At 50.2% G+C, this 23260-nt stretch carries 16 protein-coding genes and 1 pseudogene; 12 read left to right on the top strand and 5 right to left on the bottom strand.

The window, feature by feature from the left end:
- Nucleotides 1–240: 240 nt before the first annotated feature.
- From EDD77_RS08665 to EDD77_RS08645, 5 genes are all read right to left on the bottom strand, one after another.
- On the bottom strand, nt 241–1221 hold the full coding sequence (locus EDD77_RS08665; RefSeq protein ID WP_058965520.1) for a helix-turn-helix transcriptional regulator: 981 nt from the start codon (nt 1219–1221) through the stop codon (nt 241–243).
- A gap of 143 nt (nt 1222–1364) precedes the next feature.
- On the bottom strand, nt 1365–2531 hold the full coding sequence (locus tag EDD77_RS18750; RefSeq protein WP_058965519.1) for a restriction endonuclease: 1167 nt from the start codon (nt 2529–2531) through the stop codon (nt 1365–1367).
- 19 nt (nt 2532–2550) lie between these two features.
- Nucleotides 2551–2751, bottom strand: a complete 201-nt coding sequence (locus EDD77_RS08655) for a hypothetical protein (protein WP_058965518.1) — start codon at nt 2749–2751, stop codon at nt 2551–2553.
- Complete coding sequence (locus tag EDD77_RS08650) at nt 2744–3046, bottom strand: hypothetical protein (protein WP_058965517.1); 303 nt, start codon at nt 3044–3046, stop codon at nt 2744–2746. The genes EDD77_RS08655 and EDD77_RS08650 overlap by 8 nt, the downstream gene beginning before the upstream one ends.
- Nucleotides 3047–3178: 132 nt before the next feature.
- The gene (locus EDD77_RS08645) at nt 3179–3586 is read right to left on the bottom strand and encodes a helix-turn-helix domain-containing protein (protein ID WP_058965516.1); all 408 of its coding nucleotides are present in this window, start codon (nt 3584–3586) and stop codon (nt 3179–3181) included.
- 887 nt (nt 3587–4473) lie between these two features.
- On the opposite strand from EDD77_RS08645, the gene EDD77_RS08640 reads away from it, so the two are divergent.
- From EDD77_RS08640 to EDD77_RS08585, 12 genes and pseudogenes are all read left to right on the top strand, one after another.
- Nucleotides 4474–5415, top strand: a complete 942-nt coding sequence (locus EDD77_RS08640; protein WP_082669635.1) for a toprim domain-containing protein — start codon at nt 4474–4476, stop codon at nt 5413–5415.
- Between the two features lie 29 nt (nt 5416–5444).
- Nucleotides 5445–5795, top strand: coding sequence for a hypothetical protein (locus EDD77_RS08635; RefSeq protein WP_058965514.1), 351 nt, complete (start codon nt 5445–5447; stop codon nt 5793–5795).
- Entirely contained in the window at nt 5795–6610 is an 816-nt protein-coding gene (locus tag EDD77_RS08630) for a ParA family protein (protein WP_077138579.1), read from the top strand. The genes EDD77_RS08635 and EDD77_RS08630 overlap by 1 nt, the downstream gene beginning before the upstream one ends.
- Nucleotides 6573–7511, top strand: a complete 939-nt coding sequence (locus EDD77_RS08625) for a ParB/RepB/Spo0J family partition protein (RefSeq protein WP_058965512.1) — start codon at nt 6573–6575, stop codon at nt 7509–7511. The genes EDD77_RS08630 and EDD77_RS08625 overlap by 38 nt, the downstream gene beginning before the upstream one ends.
- A gap of 6 nt (nt 7512–7517) precedes the next feature.
- On the top strand, nt 7518–7907 hold the full coding sequence (locus tag EDD77_RS08620; protein ID WP_058965511.1) for a DUF3846 domain-containing protein: 390 nt from the start codon (nt 7518–7520) through the stop codon (nt 7905–7907).
- A 28-nt stretch (nt 7908–7935) separates the two neighbouring features.
- Complete coding sequence (locus EDD77_RS08615) at nt 7936–8688, top strand: hypothetical protein (protein WP_058965510.1); 753 nt, start codon at nt 7936–7938, stop codon at nt 8686–8688.
- Nucleotides 8689–9585 (top strand): YodL domain-containing protein, encoded by an 897-nt coding sequence (locus EDD77_RS08610; RefSeq protein ID WP_058965509.1) that lies wholly within the window; start codon nt 8689–8691, stop codon nt 9583–9585.
- An 86-nt stretch (nt 9586–9671) separates the two neighbouring features.
- Nucleotides 9672–10502, top strand: coding sequence for a DUF2971 domain-containing protein (locus EDD77_RS08605; RefSeq protein WP_077138578.1), 831 nt, complete (start codon nt 9672–9674; stop codon nt 10500–10502).
- Between the two features lie 885 nt (nt 10503–11387).
- Entirely contained in the window at nt 11388–11732 is a 345-nt protein-coding gene (locus EDD77_RS08600; RefSeq protein ID WP_058965508.1) for a TnpV protein, read from the top strand.
- A 50-nt stretch (nt 11733–11782) separates the two neighbouring features.
- Nucleotides 11783–17509 carry an N-6 DNA methylase gene (locus EDD77_RS08595; protein WP_058965507.1) on the top strand — a complete coding sequence of 1909 codons (5727 nt, stop codon included), beginning with the start codon at nt 11783–11785 and terminating at the stop codon, nt 17507–17509.
- Nucleotides 17510–18028: 519 nt separating this feature from the next.
- Nucleotides 18029–19195, top strand: coding sequence for an Ig-like domain-containing protein (locus EDD77_RS08590; protein ID WP_058965506.1), 1167 nt, complete (start codon nt 18029–18031; stop codon nt 19193–19195).
- Nucleotides 19196–19332: 137 nt separating this feature from the next.
- Nucleotides 19333–23260: pseudogene (locus EDD77_RS08585) on the top strand (hypothetical protein); the annotation flags it as partial.

Raw genomic sequence — 23260 nt, 5'->3', positions numbered from 1 at the left:
CAACACTTCATATATTTTCTCCCTTTGTAATATGTGAAGCACCTAAAAAACAGAACCCTCTGGAAATTCAGAGGGTTCTGTTTTTTATTACGCATCCGCGATTTCTTTTGTAACTCACCGATCCTCAAAATATCTTGGCGGGTGTTTAAAGCTGCAGCGCAAATATATATTTTGTTATAACACCGATTATTATATTATCAAATTATCCCCCGCTATCAATCCCTCCAATCTCAAGGCATATCACATTTCCGCAAGCGCACTTTGCAGCATTTCTTTATACCCTAATTTAATCATTGACGGTTCACTGATCTTGATTTTTCCGTTAAATCCAAATACCCAACAATAGAAAGTGGTGCTGGCACATACGCTGACCGTTGCTTTGAAATGCTCATCATCAACAGCTTCAACAGCGAAATCATCGCCAAAGTTGTCAATCAAATACTTCATAACCGACACGTGGCAATATAGCTGCACGGTAATCGGTTTATCGGTATCATACATACGGAAAACATGCTTGCTATAGTCAGCAGGATTATACTCTTCTGGCGGCATCACTGCAATCTGGTTGAGAATACTGGGCTGCTCTGCGATACGATCCAAGCGAAAATTCCGCATTTCCTGCCGCTCATCGCAGAAGCCGCGCATACAGTAGTAGTCTCCATCCCAGATCAACGTATAAGGGCTAACCGTATACGGCTTTCCGTCATTGGATATGTACCGCTGCTTTGTCACATCAAAATCCGTGTATCGAAAGGATATCTTCCTTTTTGTGTCAATAGCAGTGTTGATGGAGTCAACGATATAATACCCGTTTTCATTATCCGATTTTGCACGACCGACAACGTAAATATGGCGGCGGAGTTTTGCTGCGTTTTGCGCATTTGTCAGTGTAAGGAGCTTCGTAATCAGCTCGTCACTCTTACGCTGTGTGATAAATTTGGAAGAAGAAATCGCATCGACAAGGATCTTGAGCTCCGGCAATTCATAAATGTGACCATCATAATAGTATTTATTTTGAGTAGACTCGTAGTGCTCAATGTGAAGGCCGCAGTCGTGGAGCATGGTAAGGTCATTACTTATGGTATTCCTGGATACCTGCAGCGAATACTCTTCTTTGAGGATCTTCATCAGCTCAGCGGTTGATAGTGTATGTTCCGCATCGGTGTGTTGAACCAGGTGTTGATATAAATACAGAATTCTAAGCTTCGTGCCATTTTCCATAGTACTTCTTCCTATAATGGTTACATCAAAATGGACATTCCTTTTTGATGAATTTTATTGCCATAAATTTAGAATCCACATGCGCTTTCATTCCATCGGGAGATTTAGCCTCAAAGCTAACACTCCCGATGTTCTGGTATATATTACAGTGTATTCATTATATTCAACAGATTCTGATAGTCATTCACGACACTATACCGCACTTTGCTATTGGACATCTCATTGAACAGCTTTTTGGCGCAATCGGTTTTGGCCTTCTCGATAGGGCGCAGATCGAAACTTTCCATACTGCCTTTGGTTTCTGCCACAAAGAAGATGTGTTTCACCGTTCCCTCGTGGAAAGCAATGGCCCAGTCTGGGGAGTAATTGCCCACCGGGGTGGGAATGTGGAAGCCCTTGGGCAGTTTGGCATAGACACACACTTCTTCTGCGGCGTCCATGGCCTTGGCGAATTTGCGTTCGGTACTTTCCTCGGCGATACCGTCCGTAAATACATAGTCCTGAATCGCTTTATTGGCGCGGAAAGCCTTATCGAAATCGTGGGCACCCTTTTCCGCAACGAAAATCGTGTTGTCATACTGACCGTCGATTTGGTTGTAGGTTATGTGGTCAACAATGGTGTTGGCCTTCTGCTCGTTGATGAGCCGGACCACCTTTGTGATGAATTCTTCCGGGTTGTTCTTGAACATTTGGAACTTGTCCGCGCGCAGCCCTTTCAAGATATTCACCACCGTCCGCCGAGTGAGTACCGTTCCTTGCGCGATTTTGCCTACCAGGTCATATTTCAGATGACCGGAATGCGCCTGTCGCAATGTTTGTGTGCGGGTGCGTTCCCGACCAAAAGAATCACCGCGCTCCAGTTCATGCTCGTTCATTTCGTCCTTCTGGCGGCCTACCGTTGTGGTATACTGCAGCTCGGACACAAACAGCTTGTTGTTGATGTGATCCACGGACTTCTGCACCAGCTCTGCGCTGTTGAAAGAAACCGTGTAGGCATATTTGTGGTTGATTTCTTTCCAAAGGGCCTGAAATTCCTTTTTGGCAAAGTTCTCGTTCAGCGGGTTCTCTTTCACCTTGGTCTCGTGTCCGTCGGTGAACATAATTTCTTCAATCGTGTAGATGATATACACGCGGCCCTGCTGATCAATCCAGCCGTTCTTCGCAGAGAGTGTGACGCGATCCAGCAAGATTCCGTACAGGGTTTTCGCCTCTGCTGAGAGCACGCGGAACCGGTCATCCGTAAAAAGGATCTTCGGGATTCGGTAGAAGGCAAACTGTTCTGACTGAATCCCATAAAAATAATCAAACACGCATCGTCACCACCTGCTTTCAGGAGAATTTATCCCGCTTCAGGGGCTTTTGGCGGAACACGTCCGTTTGCTTGCCATACGGGCATCTGGAAAACTGACACCGGCGATATTTGAAATCCGGACGATAGTACACGTATCGCTTGCAACTGTCGGGCTTATCCTGCATCGCAGCCCTGGACAGCTTCTCGTATCTGCGCAGCAGTTCTTCCCGCTTACCCATTTGCCGCACCTTCTCTCTGTGCCCGGTTGATTCTGGTGGCCCGCAGCCAAACGTCCAGCTCCTGATAGCAGACAGCACCGACACAGGGCTGCCCTTTTGCATAGCAGCAGCCTTCGCACTTCTTTTCCTGCGCGGTCATCACAGCTTCGGCCAGATAGTAGCAATTCTGCTTGCCGAGGATGCAGCCGACCTTGCGGTTTTTCCAGAAGAAACATTTGCGACAGGTATTGGGCCTGTCCGCATAGTACCGGATTCCATCAATCAGAATGATTTTGCGCTTTGCCTTTTTGCTCATTTCGATATCCTCCTTGGTTTGATCCGTTTTCGGCTTCGTCCGAAAACGACAAAAGCCCTGTGGTGAGGGTCAGTCACCACAGGGCTATGTAAGATATCGATATTTCGTTTTCACGGGCACTTGAAGCCGTAATTATTGTGCTTCACTCTTCTGGGACAAGCAAGAAACAGCGAGACACGCCAATCCGATTCCGAGCATGCCCATTCCCGAAGTTGCGTCCAATTCATTTAACACGGACAGCACAGCCACTCCAACACCCATTGCCAGAGCGACTGCCTTCATAATCAAATGGACCATCGGCATGATATTTTTCTTATCTGCTTTCTGTGAATCCGCCTTGACCTGCATCAGTTCATCTACGCTTATGTCAAAACACTCTGCAAGCTTTGGGATTGTATTTACATCCGGACAAGATAAATCTCTTTCCCATTTGGATACGGCCTTATCCGTTACCCCCATTTTTTCAGCCAGTTCAAGCTGAGTCATTCCATTTTCTTTTCTCAATGATGCAATCATCATGCCAAGCGTTTTCTTTTCCATTTGCTTCAGGCTCCTCCTTTTGATGTCTGCATCATATCACTTTCTCTACGATTTACTCAAGCGACCACCAGTTTAGTTCAGTAGACCTGTGGTTTACCTGCTTTTTGGTATGGCCTTCTTTCTAATCCCGGCGCTTGTTTTTAGAAATCCAAAATTTCTCTGTCCGGACTGCTAATGCATTTAGAAATCCGTCCCTCAAGCCCCTCTTCCAGCATACCAGATTTACATGGTCGTAAACGCAAATTCATCATGAATTCCCACCCAGATTCACCGGTTCTAAGGGAACCATACGCCTTTTTTGGCAGGCGGGCTGTTTTCGGTTTGTTTTTCTCATTAGCAGAAGTCCCTGTTTTTTAGCAGACCATCAATTTTATCTTACTTTCATTAGCAAAAGCGCGGAAGATTTTTGCAATCTTCCGCGCTTATTTTGGTGTCCCCGCCCGGGCTTGAACCGGGGGCCTCGGGCTTAGGAGAAGAGCCTAATGAGCTAAACCAAATGTAACGGAACACAAAGAAAACCAGTAATATCAAGGCTTTTCCCGCATTACCTTATATACAGAGTACAACCAAAATCAAACCCAAACAAGGGTGAATTTCCCCTTGTTTTTTGCAAGCTGTTAGCAAACCTCTTTGTTTTCAGGAGCCGTCATCAGTTCAATCTGCTTCTGAAACCGCACCATTTTCGTTGAACTATATACAAGGGGGTAGTGGGTCTTTCTTGGGAGCTGACCTCAAATCGTTTTCTCCCCCCTAGAACCCCCCTAACCATCTGAAGGAGAAGAATAACTATCTGAAAATAGAATATCTATCCTCATCCTGTTATTTGCATCTTGCCAAATAACAGGATTTTTTATAGCTAATTCTGAAACTAACTGGAGGAATCTTTCATGCGAAGAGTAAGCAAAGCACAAATTCAAAATGCCCGGCAAATCGGAGTTTTGGATTACTTCCGGATTTGCAAGCCCCATGAACTGATCAAAGTAAGTGCCCACGATTATCGGACCCGCACACACAGTAGCCTTGTCATCAGTGACAATGGTTTGTTTCACTGGTACCGCGCAGGTGTAGGCGGAAACAATGCAATCGACTATCTGCTCAAGGTAGAAAATATGGATTTCGTTAGCGCAGTACGGTTGCTGAATGAACTCCAACCTGTCCGCTCCTCTTTTCAGCCGGTGCCCCATCCGATGAATACTCCTTCTATTCAAAAATCCTTTGAGCCACCGGTACCTGATCGAAGCAGCGAAACCATTCAGGCTTATCTTTATCGCCGCGGAATCAGTGGCAAAGTATTTCGTTTTTGCCGCAATGCAGGTACCGTCTACCAAACAACTCGTGGAGGATATAAAAACTGTGTTTTCCTTGGCCTGGATTCCCAAGGCACACCACGTTCTGCTTTCACACGCAGCTGCCAAGGAACTTGGCGTGGTGATATAGCCGGAAGTCAAAAGAAATACGGTTTTCTGATTCCTGCCGATGATGAGGACTGTTCCACTGTGGCAATTTTTGAAGCTCCCATTGATGCCATGTCTGGTGCTTCGCTCACACAATACCAACGAGAAAAGCCTTGGCGAAGCCAGTTCTATCTGGCAATGGGTGGCCTGAATCATCAATCCGTGGATTACTTTCTGGAAAATCATCCGCAGATTCGAACCATCAATCTTTGTTTGGACAACGATGCCCCTGGCCGGAATTTTGCCAAGCAACTTCTGGAATCTCTTTCAACCAGAGGATATATCGTGATCGACAGCCCTCCCAGTATCGGAAAAGACTATAATGAACAGCTCATTTATCAAAAGCAACATCTGAACTCGTCCCCTATCCGATGAATAAACTTCTTTTAAGGAGATTAGAAACCATGAAGCAAAAACGTATTACTGCAATCCAAGCCTATTGGAAAGGTGTGCGCTGTGCAGAACATCTCATCCGTGGCTTGAAGCAAATGTCTGAGCGCGATCCCGACGCATCTCCCAGCCTCATAGCAAACGCAATTTATGTCCTGACCTATTATGCAACCGGTCGCGACTGTCTTCGCCTGATGCCCATCTATTTCCGTATGTTGGGCATGGAAGTTCCCCGCCCTATTCGCCATCTTCCCAGCAGTTCCGATGAGAACCTTACTACTTCATTTCGCGTAGGACTTTTCGTTGGTCTGGAGGAGATCCTGGACAACTCGGATACTATGATCGAACAAACGGAGGAATTCTGATGAAAACCATTGCCATTGCCAATCAAAAGGGCGGTGTGGGAAAAACCACCACCGCTGTGAATCTGGGTGTGGCTCTTGCTCAGCAAGGCTACAAGGTTTTGTTGGTGGATGCCGACCCACAGGGCGATCTGAGCTGCTATCTTGGCTGCTATGACATGGAATCCGGAAACGGCACACTCAGCACCATGATGGATGATGTAATCAATGATCGCCCCATCACCAATGCGGTGCGCCATCACGAAGAAGGCGTCGATTACATTCCGTCTGATATCGAACTGTCCGATATGGAAGTGCGGCTGGTAAATGTAATGGCCCATGAACGGGTGCTTGAACAGGCGCTGGAGCCACTTCGGGATAAATATGATTATTGCCTGATCGATTGTATGCCCAGCCTGGGAATTCTCACGGTTTCTTCACTGGTTGCTTCCGACAAAGTTCTGGTTCCTGTACAGGCACAGCACTTCGCCATGAAAGGTCTGATTTCCCTGGTAAAAAGCATTCAGCAGGTACGGCGGCGAATCAATCCCCGTCTGGAACTGGATGGTATTGTAATCACCATGGTGGACAAGCGCACCAATCTTTCCCGCGATGTGAGTGCCGCCCTGCGCCGGGCCTATGGCCATCAGATCAAAATTTATGGTTCTGAAATCCCCATCAGCACCAAAACGGCAGAGAGTGCAGCCACCGGACGCAGCCAACTGAGCTACGATCCTAATGGCGCTGCTAGCAGAGCATACCAATCGTTGGCAAAGGAGGTCACACAGGGTGAACGAAAAAATGTACGGACAGAACATCAGTCTGCCCTCACTCGATAATCTGTTCAGTTCCGAATCGGATCGACAAGATGCAAAACTTGAAAAAGTACAGAATCTGCGATTGTCGGAACTGTTTTCTTTCAAAGACCATCCCTTTCAGATTCGTGACGATGAAGAGATGCAGAAGATGGTAGACAGCATCAAAGATCATGGCGTACTGACCCCTGCCATCGTGCGGCCCCGTCCGGAAGGCGGATACGAACTGGTATCCGGCCACCGGCGGCATCGTGGCTGCACACTCGCGGGGCTGGACACCATGCCCTGCATTGTAAGGGAAATGGATGACGATACTGCCGTGATCTTAATGGTAGACAGCAATTGCCAGCGAGAACATATCCTGCCCAGCGAAAAAGCCAAAGCGTATAAGATGATGTTGGAAGCCCTGCAACGAAAGCGTGGTAGACCCTCACTGGAAAATTCGGGCCAAGTTGGCCCGAATTTTAAAGGTGTCCGCTCCAATCAATTACTTGCTGATGACGTTGGCGAAAGCGTAAAACAAATCCAGCGCTACATCCGCTTAACAGATCTTATTCCAGACCTTCTGGATATGGTGGATGAGGGCCAATTAAAACTCACTCCCGCAGTGGAGCTGAGTTCTCTTGCTCCACACGAGCAGGAAGAAGTTCTTGAATACCTTCAATACATGGAATGTACCCCTTCCCTGTCCCAGGCTCAGAAATTGAAAACTGCCAGCAAAAATGCGCCGCTTACACCAGAAAGCATTGAAAAAATTATGTCTGCCAAAACCCCCAGCGTTTCCGCGCGGGAGCCACAGATACGTCTGTCCGTATCGAAAATCGAACAGTATTTTCCGAAGGGCTACACCATAGAGCAGATGGAACAGTATATTATCCGTTTGCTGGAAAACTATGAGCGCAGCCGTTCTCGGGAAGGGCGGTGACAGAAAATGGTTCGACTTCTTATCATAGAACCCGACTACTGTCCGTACATTGCAAACTTCGACAACATCGAATCGGCTGTCCGTGAAGTGATTCCGGGCACATCGCAGCTGACCCTGCCCTTCGATACCGCAAAAATCGGAATGCTGTGCAGCGAAAATCAGTCCGGTTTGAAGTTCAATCGACAAATCAACGAAGATTTTTCCGTATATGGTCGCTGCATTATCTGTGGGGTACGGGAAAATGCCGCAACTGGCCTGAGCCGGGAACAGGCAGACAGGTACAGCAGAAAATATTTTCTACCGGAAAGCACTCTGCAAGATGGAGATTTTCCCATTGCAAAAGCAAAACCGATGGATGAGCGTTTTGGCCGGAAGGTTCGCTTCTGGGAACGCTAACCAATTTACCACAGGAGGAACATAGATAATGACTGAACTGAAAATAAGCACGCCCTACGCCGAATTTATTGTTACCCCAGCTGTGCAGGAAGAGCAAAAATACTGTTTCACACAAGATATGTATTCGGATGCTAGAGGTGCCTGTATTGGTCACCTGCGAGGATATTGGGAAGGCATTTCTCCTGTCCCCTATACAAATTGGTGGCCAGACACATTCCCGGAAAAATCTTCCGAATTCAAGGAAGAGTTGGCGCATCTGTTCCATGGGCTGCAATCTTCCGGACTTCTGGCAGATCGGGCCACGATGAATGCCCGATGCAATCGATTCCCTTCTGCCGTCATCAAGACGCAGTTCCGAAAAGAGATGGCGTTCCGCATCAACACCGAACATCGCATCTATTTTCTGCGCTGTATCCCCCACAAGGGTGAATACAACTTCTACCTGTACTGCTATGATCGGAACGCTTTGATGGAAATTTTCCGTCGGGAAAAAGGACTCCCGACTTATTGTTTCAGTGAACATAAAACCACGCATCAGGTGGTGGTGATCAACTACGGGGAAAGCGGCTATCATCCGTGCAAAATCCGAGGTCTTGAAAACATTCCCACAAAAGAGTTGGTGGACAAACTCAATGCTGCAAAGGGTATTTCCAAAGCACAGGTCGCTGCCATGGAATGCGGCTCTCTGCTTCGATGGGATTGCCCCGCAGCAGACCCCAGAAACTACACGGAAGAGGGGTTGCCGATTCGCACACAATCGTCTGCAAAGGAGGAACGTTAAATGCCTTATATCGACTGTTTCTATGTTTGCGAGGATATTGCGCACCGCGGCCCTCTCAATATCAAAAAATTTGACACGCTGGATACCGCCATCGAAGTTTACAAGGCACTGCCTTCCGGCACGGTAAAGGCGCTCGGTGTACAAAACACCGCTCCTTTGACTGGCTCTCTGGATTTTGTCCAATGCCACAATGGCCGGGATGTTTTTATCCAGGATTACAAGCACTGTACTGGCTGGGACAACCCGGAAATCTCCCGAATGATTCACGAACTGCGTAATCACCTGATCCTTCAGGAAGAGCGAAACATCCGGTTCATCACTCCTGAATACGATGACTTATTCACTCTTCCGGATGGTGCAAAGCTGCTTCTCCAATACCCGGATGGTTCTAAAAAAACTGTCCCTTGCAAGGCATATCCGGATGGCCACCATTTTACGCTAGGGAACGGCGGCGTACTGCACATCTGTCAGTTTGCAGAACTTTGCCGCAAAAACGGCATCACCTACGCGCCGGCACATCCTCTTCCGGCAGATGTGGTAAACACCTATGAAATTTACCAAATCCCCCGCAACAGTCCATGTGATTATGTATTTTTGAATTACGAACACACCAAAAACCGTGTGAACGCAGCAGATTACCAGCTTGTGTACCGGGGTATGCTGGGTAGCCGTCTGACGCTGGACAACATCTTCGACCTTCATAACAGGCCTGACCGCCCGCTTCCTGCCGGGATGCGTTCCGTTTCCGTAAGTGATATTATCATCCTACATCAAAACGGTAAGGACAGCGCCCACTATGTGGATTCCATCGGCTTTATCGAACTTCCAGATTCATTTTGCGCCGCGCTACAGCTAAAAACTCAAAGCAAAACACGCCCATATGTTTTTCAGCGATAACCCGTAGAGTTTATCAATTTACATTCTCAAATCGAATATGATACAATTATGATTAATAATAGACCGAAAGAAGGTTTAATTCAATCATGGATGAAGTGCAAACAAACAGATTGTATCATTACACGAGCATAAATAGTCTTGCCCTTATTTTGAAAAACAAAACATTGCGATTAAATCCGTTAAATCAAATGGATGACTTGCAGGAAACCAAAAGTAATTCGCGACAAAACTATGGGCAATATGTATTTGTCAGTTCTTGGACTCAAACCAAAGAAGAAAGCATCCCTATGTGGAAAATGTATTCTTCCACAACTGGCGGTGTAAGAATTTCACTTCCTAGAAACCCATTTAAAATTTATGATGAAACCTTAAACAAATTTCGTGATCCAACTTTTGCAGAATGGGAAACCGCTTGTACCGTACCCTCAGAGTTGCCTGTAATTAACAAGTGGGAATATTTCCCTAACGAGGTTTGCCCCACTAACTATTTTTTGTCGGATTTGCTTTGTAAAGTTAAATATAGTAATGATGAAAGCAAGCTCAATCCTTCTATTGAACATATTTCAAACGAACAATTTTCTCTCCATGTGTCCAAATTAGGAATTTATAAGAGCCGCATCTGGAAATTTCAACATGAATGTCGCTACCGCCTAGTTTTTACGCCTAGTTTTCCAATTTCCCCTGGAGAGTCAGACAAAGCATTCGCGACGTTTTATGCAGATTTGTTCCACAACAATTTAACTTGTAAAATTCCTTATGTGGATCTCAGTTTAGCGCAAAACATGTTGGATCAGATGGTCATCACAACTAGTCCAGCGATATCCGACGCAAATATGATTATCGTAGAAAGTCTAGTAAGTCAGCTTTGTCCTAATGCCCGTATCGAAAAAAGTCATTTATCCGGGATGATAAAATAAGCAATAATTTTCTCTAAGAAGCAGGAACTAACATAAGTTCCTGCTTCTTGCAATTAAACGGAGACATAATTCCCATGCCCCAATACCAAGAAATCCATGACCTTGCAGGCTCGCTGATTGAACGTGTGACACAAAGCACGGAAAGTTGGCGAGCCTTTTTAAATTCCGCAGCATACACCTACAACTATTCCTTCCCCAATCAGCTGCTGATCTATCATCAGCGACCCACCGCGAAAGCCGTCGCCACCATCGAGTACTGGAACAAAAACGCCCAGCGCTGGGTCAAACGCGGTAGTCGCGGCATTTCTATCCTAGATACTTCCGCCAATCGCAGTCGCCTGCGCTATGTGTTCGATCTCGAGGATACTTATGCCCGTGCCCAAATACCGGAAGCTCTGCCCTGGCAGATTTCAGACTCGAATCGAGATGCTTTTTTTGCCGCTCTTCAGAACGGTCATGAAGCCAGTTCCCCTTTGGAACTGCTCACCAATCGAACTGCCGAATTGACTGCACAGCGGCGCGCACTTTTCTTTCATTCGCTGGACAAACACCTGACCGACAGCTCTCTGGAATGGCGCAGCAAAGAAAACAGGCAGCATACACTGGAACAGCTGGTACAGCGCAGTGTGCTGTATATGGCCTGCCAGCGATGCGGAATCGCAGACGAAAACGATTCTCCCGATGATTTTCTGGACATCGAGGATTTTGATACCATTGCATCGGCCACCATGCTGGGCAGTGCCGTAAATCAGGTCGCACGTCCCCTGTTTGCAGAGATTGGCCAGATTGTACGAGAAATCGACAGCGTTGCAAGAGAGTCAAAAGGCGCGCATAATAGAGCCGTCAAAGAAAACCAGTCATACAGCGCAAAGGAGGCAAATACAAATGGACTTCCAATACACGAACATCAACGGATTTCTGATCCCCAATCTGACCCTGGGCAACCAGCCGACACAGCCGCTGGGCAAGTACGGGATGATTCGCAGGAACTTCCTGGAACAGAACGCACCGGCGACCTTCGATCTGATGACCTTGCAGGGAACGTTGTACCCGCATCTGATCGAGATGGACAACGCCGCGCGCCAGCAGGTGCAAGCGACCATGCAGCAGTTGTCCGCTCAGAGCAGCGCACCGAATCGGAAGACCGATCCGGTAACCTGGACACAGTGGATGAACCAGCTGAAAGCACAGGCGGAGGAAATGGTTCTTCCGATGCTGCACACCCTGTAACAGATACACCCACACCAGCGGAGAGTGAAATTTCACCCTCCGCTTTTTCTATGCCCGAAAGCACCGGGCGAGGATATGTTTCCGAGGAAATCGTACAGGATCTGGGGCTTCCCGATACAGAACAGCAAACCTTCCTCATGGAAAAGGCAGAAATGCCCCCCAGCTTTTCTCCGCTCCCTGCTCCTACGGAAGATCTCAGCGCAAGCAAGATAACCGATGCCGAAATCTTCCGGGCCATGTGCGATGGCAGCGGCTTTGAACATGGGAAAATGCGAATTCAACAGCATTTTTCTCAACCAGTCCCCCCTGCCATAAAAGATTCTGCCACATGGCTGAAAAAAGAATATGGAATCGGCGGGCGTTCCTGGTACTTTGCCGATGGCATCCACGGTTGGCTTTCCTATGACAGCAAAGGATTTGAAATCCAATGGCAAAACAGTGAACAGCGACTGAAACGCCATTTCAGCTGGAATGAGATGGCACAGCGGTTGGGACAGTTCGTGCAGGAGAACCGCTACCTCACCCCGGATGAACAAAACCAGTATACACAATGGCTTAGCCAGCAGGAAATGCAGGACCCCCCTGACATAGAACCCTCTGCTGACTCCGATCATCCCACTTCGCCCCCCAATCCAGAAGAAGTTCGCACCTGCGAGATCGGAGATATTGTATATCTTGAAGATGGAAGTCCATTTCTCATACAAGATATCGGGCGTCACGATATTCATTTGCAGGATCAGTCCATGCCTTTGTTCAGTCGCGGAATCTCCCGTGAGGAATTTGCCCGACTTTTGGCACTGGATCGGCGCAATGCACATTTATTGGCTCCCCCGGACGATGTAACACAGGGCGAACCTTCGGCTCCTGGGCACATGGAATCCTCTCCTTCTGAATCGGATTCGCCTTTTGTGGAGCAGGTCATGGCGGATGCCAAGGCATTGTCCGAGCCTCGTGTCTATGAGCCCATCAACTATGTTGCCCCATATCGTCCGCAACTGCCTGGCTCACCGAAAGAAAAGTACGCCGCAAACGTAGCCGCGATTCGAACCCTGAAAGGAATTGAAGAGCGGGTATCACAAGGCGGCGATCCTGCCCACAGCGAGGAACAAACGATACTGGCAAAATATTGTGGTTGGGGTGGATTGGCTGATGCCTTTGACCCTCAAAAATCCAACTGGACGCAGGAATACACAGAACTGCAAAGCCTGCTCACTGAGTCAGAATATCAGTCTGCCCGCAGCAGCACTCTGACCGCCTTCTATACCCCTCCTGAGGTTATCCACTGCATGTATCGTGCATTGGAGCGAATGGGTGTTACGGGCGGCAATATTCTGGAACCCAGCATGGGAACCGGTGCTTTTTTTGCACACAAACCCAACAGCTTCGATCTGCACAGTGCAAAACTGTATGGCGTAGAACTGGACGATCTGACCGGTCGGATTGCCAAACAGCTGTATCAGAAAGCAAAAATTCAGGTTACAGGTTTTGAAAAAGCGAATTTGCCCGACAGCTTTTTCGATTGTGCAATCGGCAACGTCCCCTTCGGAGATTTCTCTGTCAGCGACCGCGCGTATGACAAACTCCATTTCCGCATCCATGATTATTTTCTGGCCAAAACCATTGATAAGGTACGAAACGGCGGCCTCATTGCCTTTATTACCACCAGCGGAACATTGGACAAAAAGAGCGAAGAGGTGCGTCGCTATATCGCCGCCCGCTGCGACTTTATTGGTGCGGTCCGGCTCCCCAATACCACATTCAAACAAAATGCTGGTACGGAGGCCGTAGCCGATATTCTCTTTCTCCAAAAGCGCGATCGCATCCTGGAAGAGGATCAACCCTGGATTCATCTAAGCGAGACTGTCGATGGCATTCCCATCAACGGCTATTTCGCCCAGCATCCCGAAATGGTTTGCGGCACCATTCAAATGGTGAGCGGACCTTACGGCCCCACCCCAACCTGTGTACCCAACACCGACACTCCTCTGGAAGAGCAGCTGGATCGCGCCCTTTCTAATCTCTCTGCTACTCTTACCAAAGCCGAATCCTCTCTGGAAGAGGTCACGGAAGCAAACGCTCATGTAATCGAAGCAGACCCGGATGTGAGAAACTTCAGCTACACGCTGAAAGAGGACAGAATTTATTTCCGCACCAATTCTGTGATGCAGGAAGTCAAACCCGGTGCTACCGCAGAAAAGCGCATCCGGCAGCTCATTGCCTTACGAGATACCGTGCGTCAGCTGCTGCAAGCTCAGATGGACGATCTTCCCGACGAGGTAATCCACAAATTGCAGCAACAACTGAACATCCAATACGATGCTTATCATCGTCAATATGGCCTGATCAACAGCCGTGGCTCCGCACACGCCTTTCAGGATGACAGCAGTTACTATCTGCTCTGTTCTCTGGAGGACATTGATGAAGAGGGCAAGCTGCGGGGTAAATCGGATATGTTCTCGAAGCGCACCATCCGCAGCGCGAAGCCTGTCGATCATGTGGACACCGCCAGCGATGCGCTTGCCCTGTCTATTGGTGAAAAGGCCGGAATCGATTTGCCCTACATGATGCAGCTGACCGGCAAAAGTGAACAACAACTTGTGGAGGAGTTGAAAGGTGTCATCTTTGTTGACCCTATGCAAAGAACTCCGGATGGAGCACCAATTTACCACACAGCAGATGCTTACCTGTCCGGCAATGTGCGTCAAAAGCTGGCCGTCGCAAAACTAGCCGCCGAGTCCAATCCATCCCTGCGAATCAACGTACAGGCTCTGGAGCAGGTACAGCCCAAAGATCTGGAAGCCAGCGAAATTGCTGTGCGTCTGGGTGCCACCTGGATTGACCCTTCTATCATCAAGCAGTTTGCCGATGAACTGGTGGACGCTCCCATGATTTCCCGCCGTCTGGTGGATGTTCATTATGTGCCGTACACCGGTGTTTGGAATATTTCCGGCAAAAGCAACACCGGTGGCAATATCAAAGCCACCGTCACCTACGGAACCAATCGAGCCAACTTCTATCACATTCTGGAAGAAAGCCTGAATCTGCGCGCCATCCGTATCTTCGACACCATCCGGGATGCAGACGGAACAGAACGCCGGGTACTCAATGCACAGGAAACGCAGGCCGCACAGGGAAAACAGCAGCAGATCGAAGATGCGTTCAAAGAGTGGATCTGGAAAGATCAGACCCGCCGCCAGCAGCTTGTTCAGCTGTACAATGAGCGTTTCAACAGCATTCGTCCCCGTGAATACGACGGTAGTCATATTCAATTCCACGGCATGAATCCGGAAATCACCTTGCGCCCCCATCAGCGTAACGCCGTCGCTCACATCCTTTATGGCAACAACACGCTCTTGGGCCATGTAGTGGGAGCCGGAAAGAGTTTCGAAATGGTTGCCGCAGCTATGGAGAAAAAGCGGCTGGGACTTTGCAGCAAGACTCTGATCTGCGTCCCCAACCATTTGACCGAACAGCTTGCATCCGAGGCCCTGCTGCTCTATCCAAACGCCAACATTCTGGTGGCCAAGCGAAGCGACTTTGAACGCGCAAACCGCAAACGCTTCTGCGGACGCATCGCCACTGGCAATTACGATATTATCGTAATCGGCCACAGCCAATTTGAACGGATTCCCCTGTCCACCGAGCGCCAGGCCATGTATCTTCAAACGCAAATCGACGAAGTGATCCATCAGACTGCATCTCTGAAACGGGAACGCGCCGAGAATTTCACCATCAAACAGATGGAACGAACCAGAAAACAACTAGAAAAGCGACTCGCAAAGCTGAATGATACCGAACGAAAGGATGACGTGGTCACCTTTGAAGAGCTGGGTGTAGATTCGCTGATGGTAGACGAGGCACATATGTTCAAGAATTTGATGTGCGTTTCAAAAATGCGGAATGTGGCCGGTATCAGCCAGAGCGAAAGTCAGCGCGCCAGCGATCTTTTGATGAAATGTATGTATCTGGATGATATCACCGGTGGTCGTGGAATCACCTTTGCCACCGGCACTCCCCTCTCCAATAGCATGACCGAGCTGTATACCATGATGCGCTACCTACAGCGACACACTCTGGAACGAAATGGCCTCGCCAACTTTGACGCCTGGGCATCTACTTTCGGTGAAACCGTTACCGCGATCGAGCTGGCTCCGGAAGGCACGGGTTATCGTACCAAGACGCGATTTGCGAAGTTCTACAACTTACCGGAGCTTATGAGTATGTTCAAGGAATGTGCTGATATTCAAACCGCAGATATGCTCAAGCTGCCGGTGCCTGCACTGGAAGGCGGTAAGCCCATCAATGTACAGCTGAAGCCCAGTGATATTCAGCGGGATATGGTCGCAAAACTGGGCGAACGAGCCGATGCAGTACGCAGTGGTGCTGTCGATCCCACTGTGGACAACATGCTTGCCATCACGAACGATGGGCGCAAACTTGCTCTTGACCAGCGGCTCATTGATTCGTCTCTGCCGGATGAGCCTGACAGCAAAGTGAATGCCTGTGTGGAGCAGGTATTCACCATCTGGGAAAAGACAAAAGCCAATCGTTCTACTCAGTTGATTTTCTGTGATCTTTCCACACCAAAAGCTGGTGTTTTCAACATCTACCACGATGTTCGTGAAAAACTGACCGCAAAAGGTGTTCCTCCGGAAGAGATTCAGTTCATTCACGATGCCAACACAGAAACGAAAAAAGCTGAGCTGTTCGGAAAGGTGCGCAGCGGTTCTGTCCGCATCCTGATGGGAAGCACCGCCAAGATGGGAGCAGGCACCAATGTTCAGAGAAAACTCATTGCCCTGCATCACCTGGATGTTCCCTGGCGTCCGTCGGACATTGAACAGCGTGAAGGCCGTATGGTTCGTCAGGGCAATGAAAATAAAGAAGTAGCCATCTATCGTTATGTAACCGAATCGACATTCGATGCGTACAGTTGGCAGCTAATTGAAAACAAGCAACGCTTCATCAGTCAGATAATGACCAGCAAAAGCCCTGCGCGCTCCTGTGATGACATGGATGAAGCCGCGCTTTCTTATGCAGAGGTAAAAGCCCTGGCCGCAGGCAATCCCGCCATCAAAGAAAAGATGGATCTGGATATTCAAGTCACCAGATTACGCACCCTCAAGGCACAATATATCAGCCAGCGGTATCGGCTGGAGGATTCCATATCCATTGCGTTTCCGGCTGAAATCCAGCGAAAACGAGAAATTCTTTCCGCTTGCTCTTTGGATGAAACAACTTTGAAAAACAACACCCTTCTGGATAACGACGGCAATGAGATTTTTTCCATTATGCTTATGGAAAAGAGCTACACGAAACGAGAGGATGCCGGTAAAGCATTACTCGGACTTTTGGGTATGGCCATGGATAGCGACTCGCCGGTAACAATCGGCAGTTACAAAGGGCTTCAACTTCAAATCCTGTATTTTCCTCTTACCAACGAGTTTCAAGCGCAACTGGCTGGTGAAGGCACCTACAGAACCGCATTAGGCGCGGATGCTCTTGGCAATATCACTCGTATCACCAACACCGCAGCATCCCTGCCGAAACGGATTGAAAGCACCCGGGACGCTTTGGTACAGCTGGATAAACAGCTGGAAAATGCCCGTGAGGAATTGAAAAAACCTTTTTTACAGGAAAAAGAACTGGCTGAAAAAAGCAAGAGGTTGGCCGAGCTGAACGCACTGCTCAACATGAATGAAAAAGAAAATGTGGTTGACCATATGCCCGATGATACGGAATCTCCTCTAAAACGTTCTGAACTTTTGCGCACATAAGAAATAAGCGCGGAGCCTGACCAGCCTTGTCAAGCTCTGCGCTTTTTGTTACAATCATTCCGGTGGTGCTGCCGGATACGGCAGGCGGTTAGTCCCAATGCACGCTGCGCATTGCAGCGGCGGCGGGGCGAAAACTCCGTTTTTCCCCGCTGCTTTCTGGCAGAGGGGGTGATACTTCCATGACACTGCAAGATGTCCTCGGCCTTTTCGCCCTGGTTGGCGGAACCGTCTTTGTGACCTTTCAGATCGTTTGGACAGTCACACACGATAAAAAACGGAAATGACCGCCACGCCCTGACAAAGCTGCGGTCATTTCCGTAACACTATAAGGGACTAACCCGTCACCGGGCAGCACCACTTTCTATTTGTATTATATCCCACAGCCCTCTAAAATGCAAGCGAGGAAGAGGCCGGTTCAAAACCGGCCTTTTTCTTTCTCAAGCAAACGGATCAGCAGTCTTAACAGAGACTATCCCCCATGCTATACTGTCTGCAAACTCATTACAGGAGGAACACCTCATGAAACGAATCCTTATCGTGTCCGCTGCCATGGCCGCAGTTATGATGCTGACCGGATGCAGCACCACCGTTACCGGCATCGATGTGCCGGAATCCATGACCGTTGAAGTCGGCCAGCCCGTTGACCTGGCTGTGAACTATACCTACAAAAACGAGAACGCCAACGACGAGAAAAAGGCTGCCGCACAGAGCGAGGCCGGTGTGAAACTCACCAGCGATAGCCCGGCAGTGACCGTTGCTGAAGACGGCACCCTGACCGCTGCTCAGGGCGGCGAAGCCATCATCACCGTTACCAGTGCGGACGGCACCCTGAGCGACACCTGCAAAGTGACCGTTACTGTGCCGCTTACCGGTATTGCTCTGAATCAGGAAACCCTGTCTCTTGCCATCAACGGCACGGAAAGCGCCAAGCTGACCGCCGCACCGGTGCCTGCGGAAAGCACCGAGCCGGTGGACGGAGTTAGCTATACCAGCAGCAATGAAGCTGTGGCGACTGTGGCAGAAGACGGCACTGTGACCGCCGTAGCCGACGGCGAAGCGGAAATCACCGCCACCCTGGGCGAATACACCGCCAGCTGCAAAGTGACCGTGACCACCGCGCCGGACGGCATTAAGTTCGGCAAGGCCAGCGGCAGCCTGACCGTGGGCGGCTCTACCACTCTGAAGCTGTACACCACCCCCAGCGAAGCAGCAGCCCCCGACATGAGCCAGGTCGCTTTTACCAGCAGCGACGAGGATGTGGCAACGGTGGACGGCGAAGGCAAGGTAACTGCCAAAAAGGCAGGCAAAGCCACCATCACCGCAACCTACAATGGTCTGACCGCTGAATATACCCTCACTGTCAACAATAAGGCTGCTGCCCCTGCTGGCGGCTCCACCACAGCTTCCGGTTCTGCGGCTACTGGCCACTCCACTTCTCCCGTTACCGGCGGTTCCAGCAGTGGTTCTACCGACAGCGCACCATCTACCGGCGGCTCCAGTGGCAGCACCACTCCTGCACCGGAACAGCCCGCACCGGACAACGGCGGGTCTTCTGGCAACGATTTGCCCATAATCAATCCGGGTGATGAATGGGACGGCAGCAATGCTATCATTGGCGGCGGCGGCGTGTTTGATAGCCCCGATGAAAATGCTACTCCCGATCAGCCCTTACCCGATGATTTTTAATTTTTCACATATTATCTACAAAGCACTCTTCCACACTGGGAGGGTGCTTTTTTATATATACATTTTTAAATTGAAAGGTGGTGCTGCCCTTGATCTAAGGCACACACTTTGAAGAAGCAAACCGAATGGAGGAAACTATGCAACATAAAAGAACAATCACCCAGCGGATTGCAACGGGTGTTCTGGCTGTTGCAATGCTGCTCAGTACACTGGCCCCCACGTTTGGGCCGGTGGTCTATGCGGATGATGTAAGCAGCATTGTAACAGACGTCGGAGGCATTTCCACCGGAACCCCCGAAGCCACATCCGCGCCGGAACCTTCGGCAATCCCGGAACCGTCTGCTGCGCCGGAAGCGTCTGCCGCTCCCACGGCAACACCGGAGACTTCGGCAGCACCGGAAGAGACTCCTGCTCCAACCGCAGCGCCAGAAGAATCCGAGAGGCCGGAGGGCTCTGCCACTCCGGAGGAATCCGCAGTGCCGGAAGGGTCTCCCACCCCGGAGTCTTCCGCAACTCCGGAACCTTCTCCGACACCTACAGCAACGCCGGAAGTTTCGGCAACTCCTGAACCTTCCGCTACCCCTGAGCCTACGGCAACTCCCGCACCTCTGGAGCTCATTGCTCCGGAGAACGATTTGCTGGAGGCCAGCGTGGGGGACGAACTTACCCTGACCGTGGAACTGAACCGGGAGGATGTGGAAGTCGCATATCAGTGGCAGAAGATGTACACCGGCAAGCCGGAAACGTTTGACACTGCTCTGGCCGATTACGCTGAAGACGAACCTACCTGGTACTCCTGGCCGCTGGAGGACAAGAGCGAGGCGGAAGCACTGGCTGAAAACCCGGATGCCACCTGGCAGGGCATGGAGCTGTATTTCGCCATCGTCGCCGCGCTGGACAAGATCGAGGCGGACAGCAGCAATGTGCGCATCGCCTGGAAGACCCCCAACTACGCTCTGGACGGCTTTGTAATTACTGCCGAAGCGAGTGAAGATGGAATCGTCCTGTATGCTGACAAGGACGAAGAGCGTCACATCGGCACACTCCAGGACGGCCAGTGGACATTTGGCGATGCGGTAGATGCCTCGCAGCCGGAACCGGCCACATGGCAGGATATTGATGGAGCGACTGCTTCTACCTATAATCTGACCGTTACCGAAGAAGATTTCGACACCAGCTACCGGTGCGTGGTCACGATTCTGGATGACGAATACAAGGAATTCTGCGCGTGGCTGCTGGAGGAGCAGGGCATTACCCTGACCGAGGAAGAAAAAGCAGAAGAGCAGGTGCTGTATTCGGCAACCATGAAGATCGCTGCCCCCGTTATGGACGAGGTAGATTTTGGGATTGCACCGCTTGCGGCCAGCGCAGCAGGTAATCCGAAACTCTCCAGCGATGCCCAGTGGATCACCGGCCTGACCAATGGCTATGAATACATCACCAAGGACACTTACGACCGTGTAACCGGCTGGCTGAACGAAGGAAAAATCACCAAGGGAAAAGCCGACCTATATTGGACTAAGATTGGCAACAATGGTTTTGCGTCTAACAACTATGCCAATGTTTTAGACGCAAATGGTTTCCCCACCGGAGATGTTCGTTCCTATAATGGCTTTGACCTGACCGACGGTGATAAGTTGGAAGTGCTGTCCGAGTGGTACGGCAAGACCGTTTATTTCCGGCCTGTAGAAAATGGCCAGAAGTGGACTTCCACCGGTACTGCCATTGACATCCCGGCCTATACCAACCTGACCATTAACGATGACGGCCATTATGTGGAATCCGCCTCCGGCACCAAGTACAAGAAAGCAATCACCATGCTGAATGCTTTCGTCCCGGACACCGGGTCTGTTTACAAAAACTATCTTGGTGTTACAGCCCCTAATGGCTGGATTCTTCATTCTGCGGATGACAACATCCATATCCAGCTCTACACTGTTAACTGCGAAAGTTTCAACCGCGATCCCGCGCGTTACTTGATCGACGCGGAAGGCAACTATCGCATGGATAGCTTTGCCTGGGGCGTTTGCACCGACCAGGAACCGGATATTTCCGGCAAGGCTTACTGGGAGCTGAAGAACTACATCGCCCAGGGCTACGGCCTGATGGTGGGCCACGATACCCTGTATGCATACGCTGGTGCCTACTACGATGCCTTCGGCACCGATCTGGATGAATCCAGCATCGACCCGAACGACACCACCACCCGGTATTACGCCCTGAACAGCTGGGTTCCCAACACCGGTCACTGGTACATGAACGAGCTGATGGGTGCCAACGGCGGCAACGTGAATTCCGGTTCTGTGCTTGCCAGCGATGCCCCCAGCCTGATTCTTTCCACTGGTGGCAGTCATGGGCAGTACGGCAAAAACATCCAGTACGGCACGGAAGAACTGCACATTCTGCAAACCGGCTGGGATGCAGCCACTGCAGCGGCCAATGTAAAGTACCGTACCCCCACCAATTTCCCCTATTCTTTTTCTGTTGGGCAAACTTTTGGTGCTGCCTGGACGCATACCAACCAGCAGGCAGCTTTCGGCACCATCTGGGTGGATTACAGTGGCACCAATAAGGGCGCTGCGGAGTATGGGTATTATGAAGACCCCTACACCTGGACGATTGGTGGCAAAACCGGTACAAACAACTTTTACCTGTCTGGCATCAGCAACTTTTTAATGAATCAGGTCGGACATTTGCCGACGAACTCCGCGACTACGGATGAGTCAAAACTATTCACCAACTCAGTGCTTTATATCTCACAGCGCAAACAATGCGAGATATGTGCCGCCAATCAAGGTGGACAGGAGAATTCCCACTTTGTCCGGCGCATCAGCAGCGCCAACGCAGATGAAGTGCTGACCGCACTCCAGAACGGCGGCAGTTACTGGTATCCGTTGGATGGCTGCTATATGCTGGTCGAGGACATCACCCTGCCCGCCAATTGGATACCCATCAAGAACTTTACCGGCCACTGGAACGCGGATGTGTACAAAGTCGATCTGAATGGAGCTGCCAGCGTGTTTGACACCAGCGGCAGCGATTGGAACCTGGGCACCGATAAGAGCAAGGGTGTTGAAACCGTCTTCGACAAAAACATGAACCGCACCACCGGCGTGGCCCGCGTGGTGGGCGATCTGAACGACCTGTTCGGCACCAGCACCTCTTACGCCGGTTATACGGTCAAAGTGCTGGGCAGTGACAATCCCAAGTACATGAAGAGCGGCGAGCAATACACCTGCTCCGTCAACTCCGATAACAAGTATGTGATCTCGAACTTGCCCTGTGTATATGACGGTACAAACGGTGTTTTAACCGCCCGCGTATACGACATAAATGGCAACGAGGTCACCAAATACGGAAAGATCGTGGTGCGGGTCAGCACCGCATACTGGGAAACGACCGAAACCATCCCTCTGCAACTGCTATCCTTCAGCGCATCGCCAGTGAAGGATGTCACCACTTATGAGAGCTTCGGCGCGAAGCTGCTGGAAGGCCGTGTCTACTGGACAAGTGCTGTGACCGATGTGCAGTGGCAGGTGCAGCGCAGCGGCGGCGGCAAATGGGAAAACATCCAGGATGTTGCCGAACTGAACGGCAAATACACCGCAAGCACCCCGAGCTTCGTTGACCAGGGCGATGAATCCTACACCGCCGTGGAACTGGAGCTTCGGGGCTGCAAAACCACATGGAACGGCTGGCACTTCCGCGCCGTATTCAAGTGGCAGGGCAAGACCGCCGACACCTACTCCGTGGCGACCAACGGCTACTCCGGTCAGCTGACTGTAAAGCCCTGGCCCATAAAGCTGACCCAGGCGTACAACCGTACTGTCTGGGAGGGCGAGAATGCCACCTTCACCGCCACTGCGGACTACTGGAAGGGAAAGGCCGACGGCCTCACCGTTTCCTGGGAGTTCTCAAAAGATGGTAAGGGCTGGTACTCCGTCGCAGATTCCGGCGAATTTATTGCTGGCGGCTCTCCCACTGTACAGAGTAGCAGCACCACATTGCCGGTATACAACAGCATTGCCAGCCGGTATGGCCTGAGCGGTGTTACCGCGCAGCGCA

It is taken from the genome of Allofournierella massiliensis, assembly GCF_004345265.1.
In the GTDB taxonomy this organism is placed as follows: domain Bacteria; phylum Bacillota; class Clostridia; order Oscillospirales; family Ruminococcaceae; genus Allofournierella; species Allofournierella massiliensis.
Note: the sequence above shows the minus strand (reverse complement) of the source record. Positions and strands in the feature narration are given on the sequence as shown.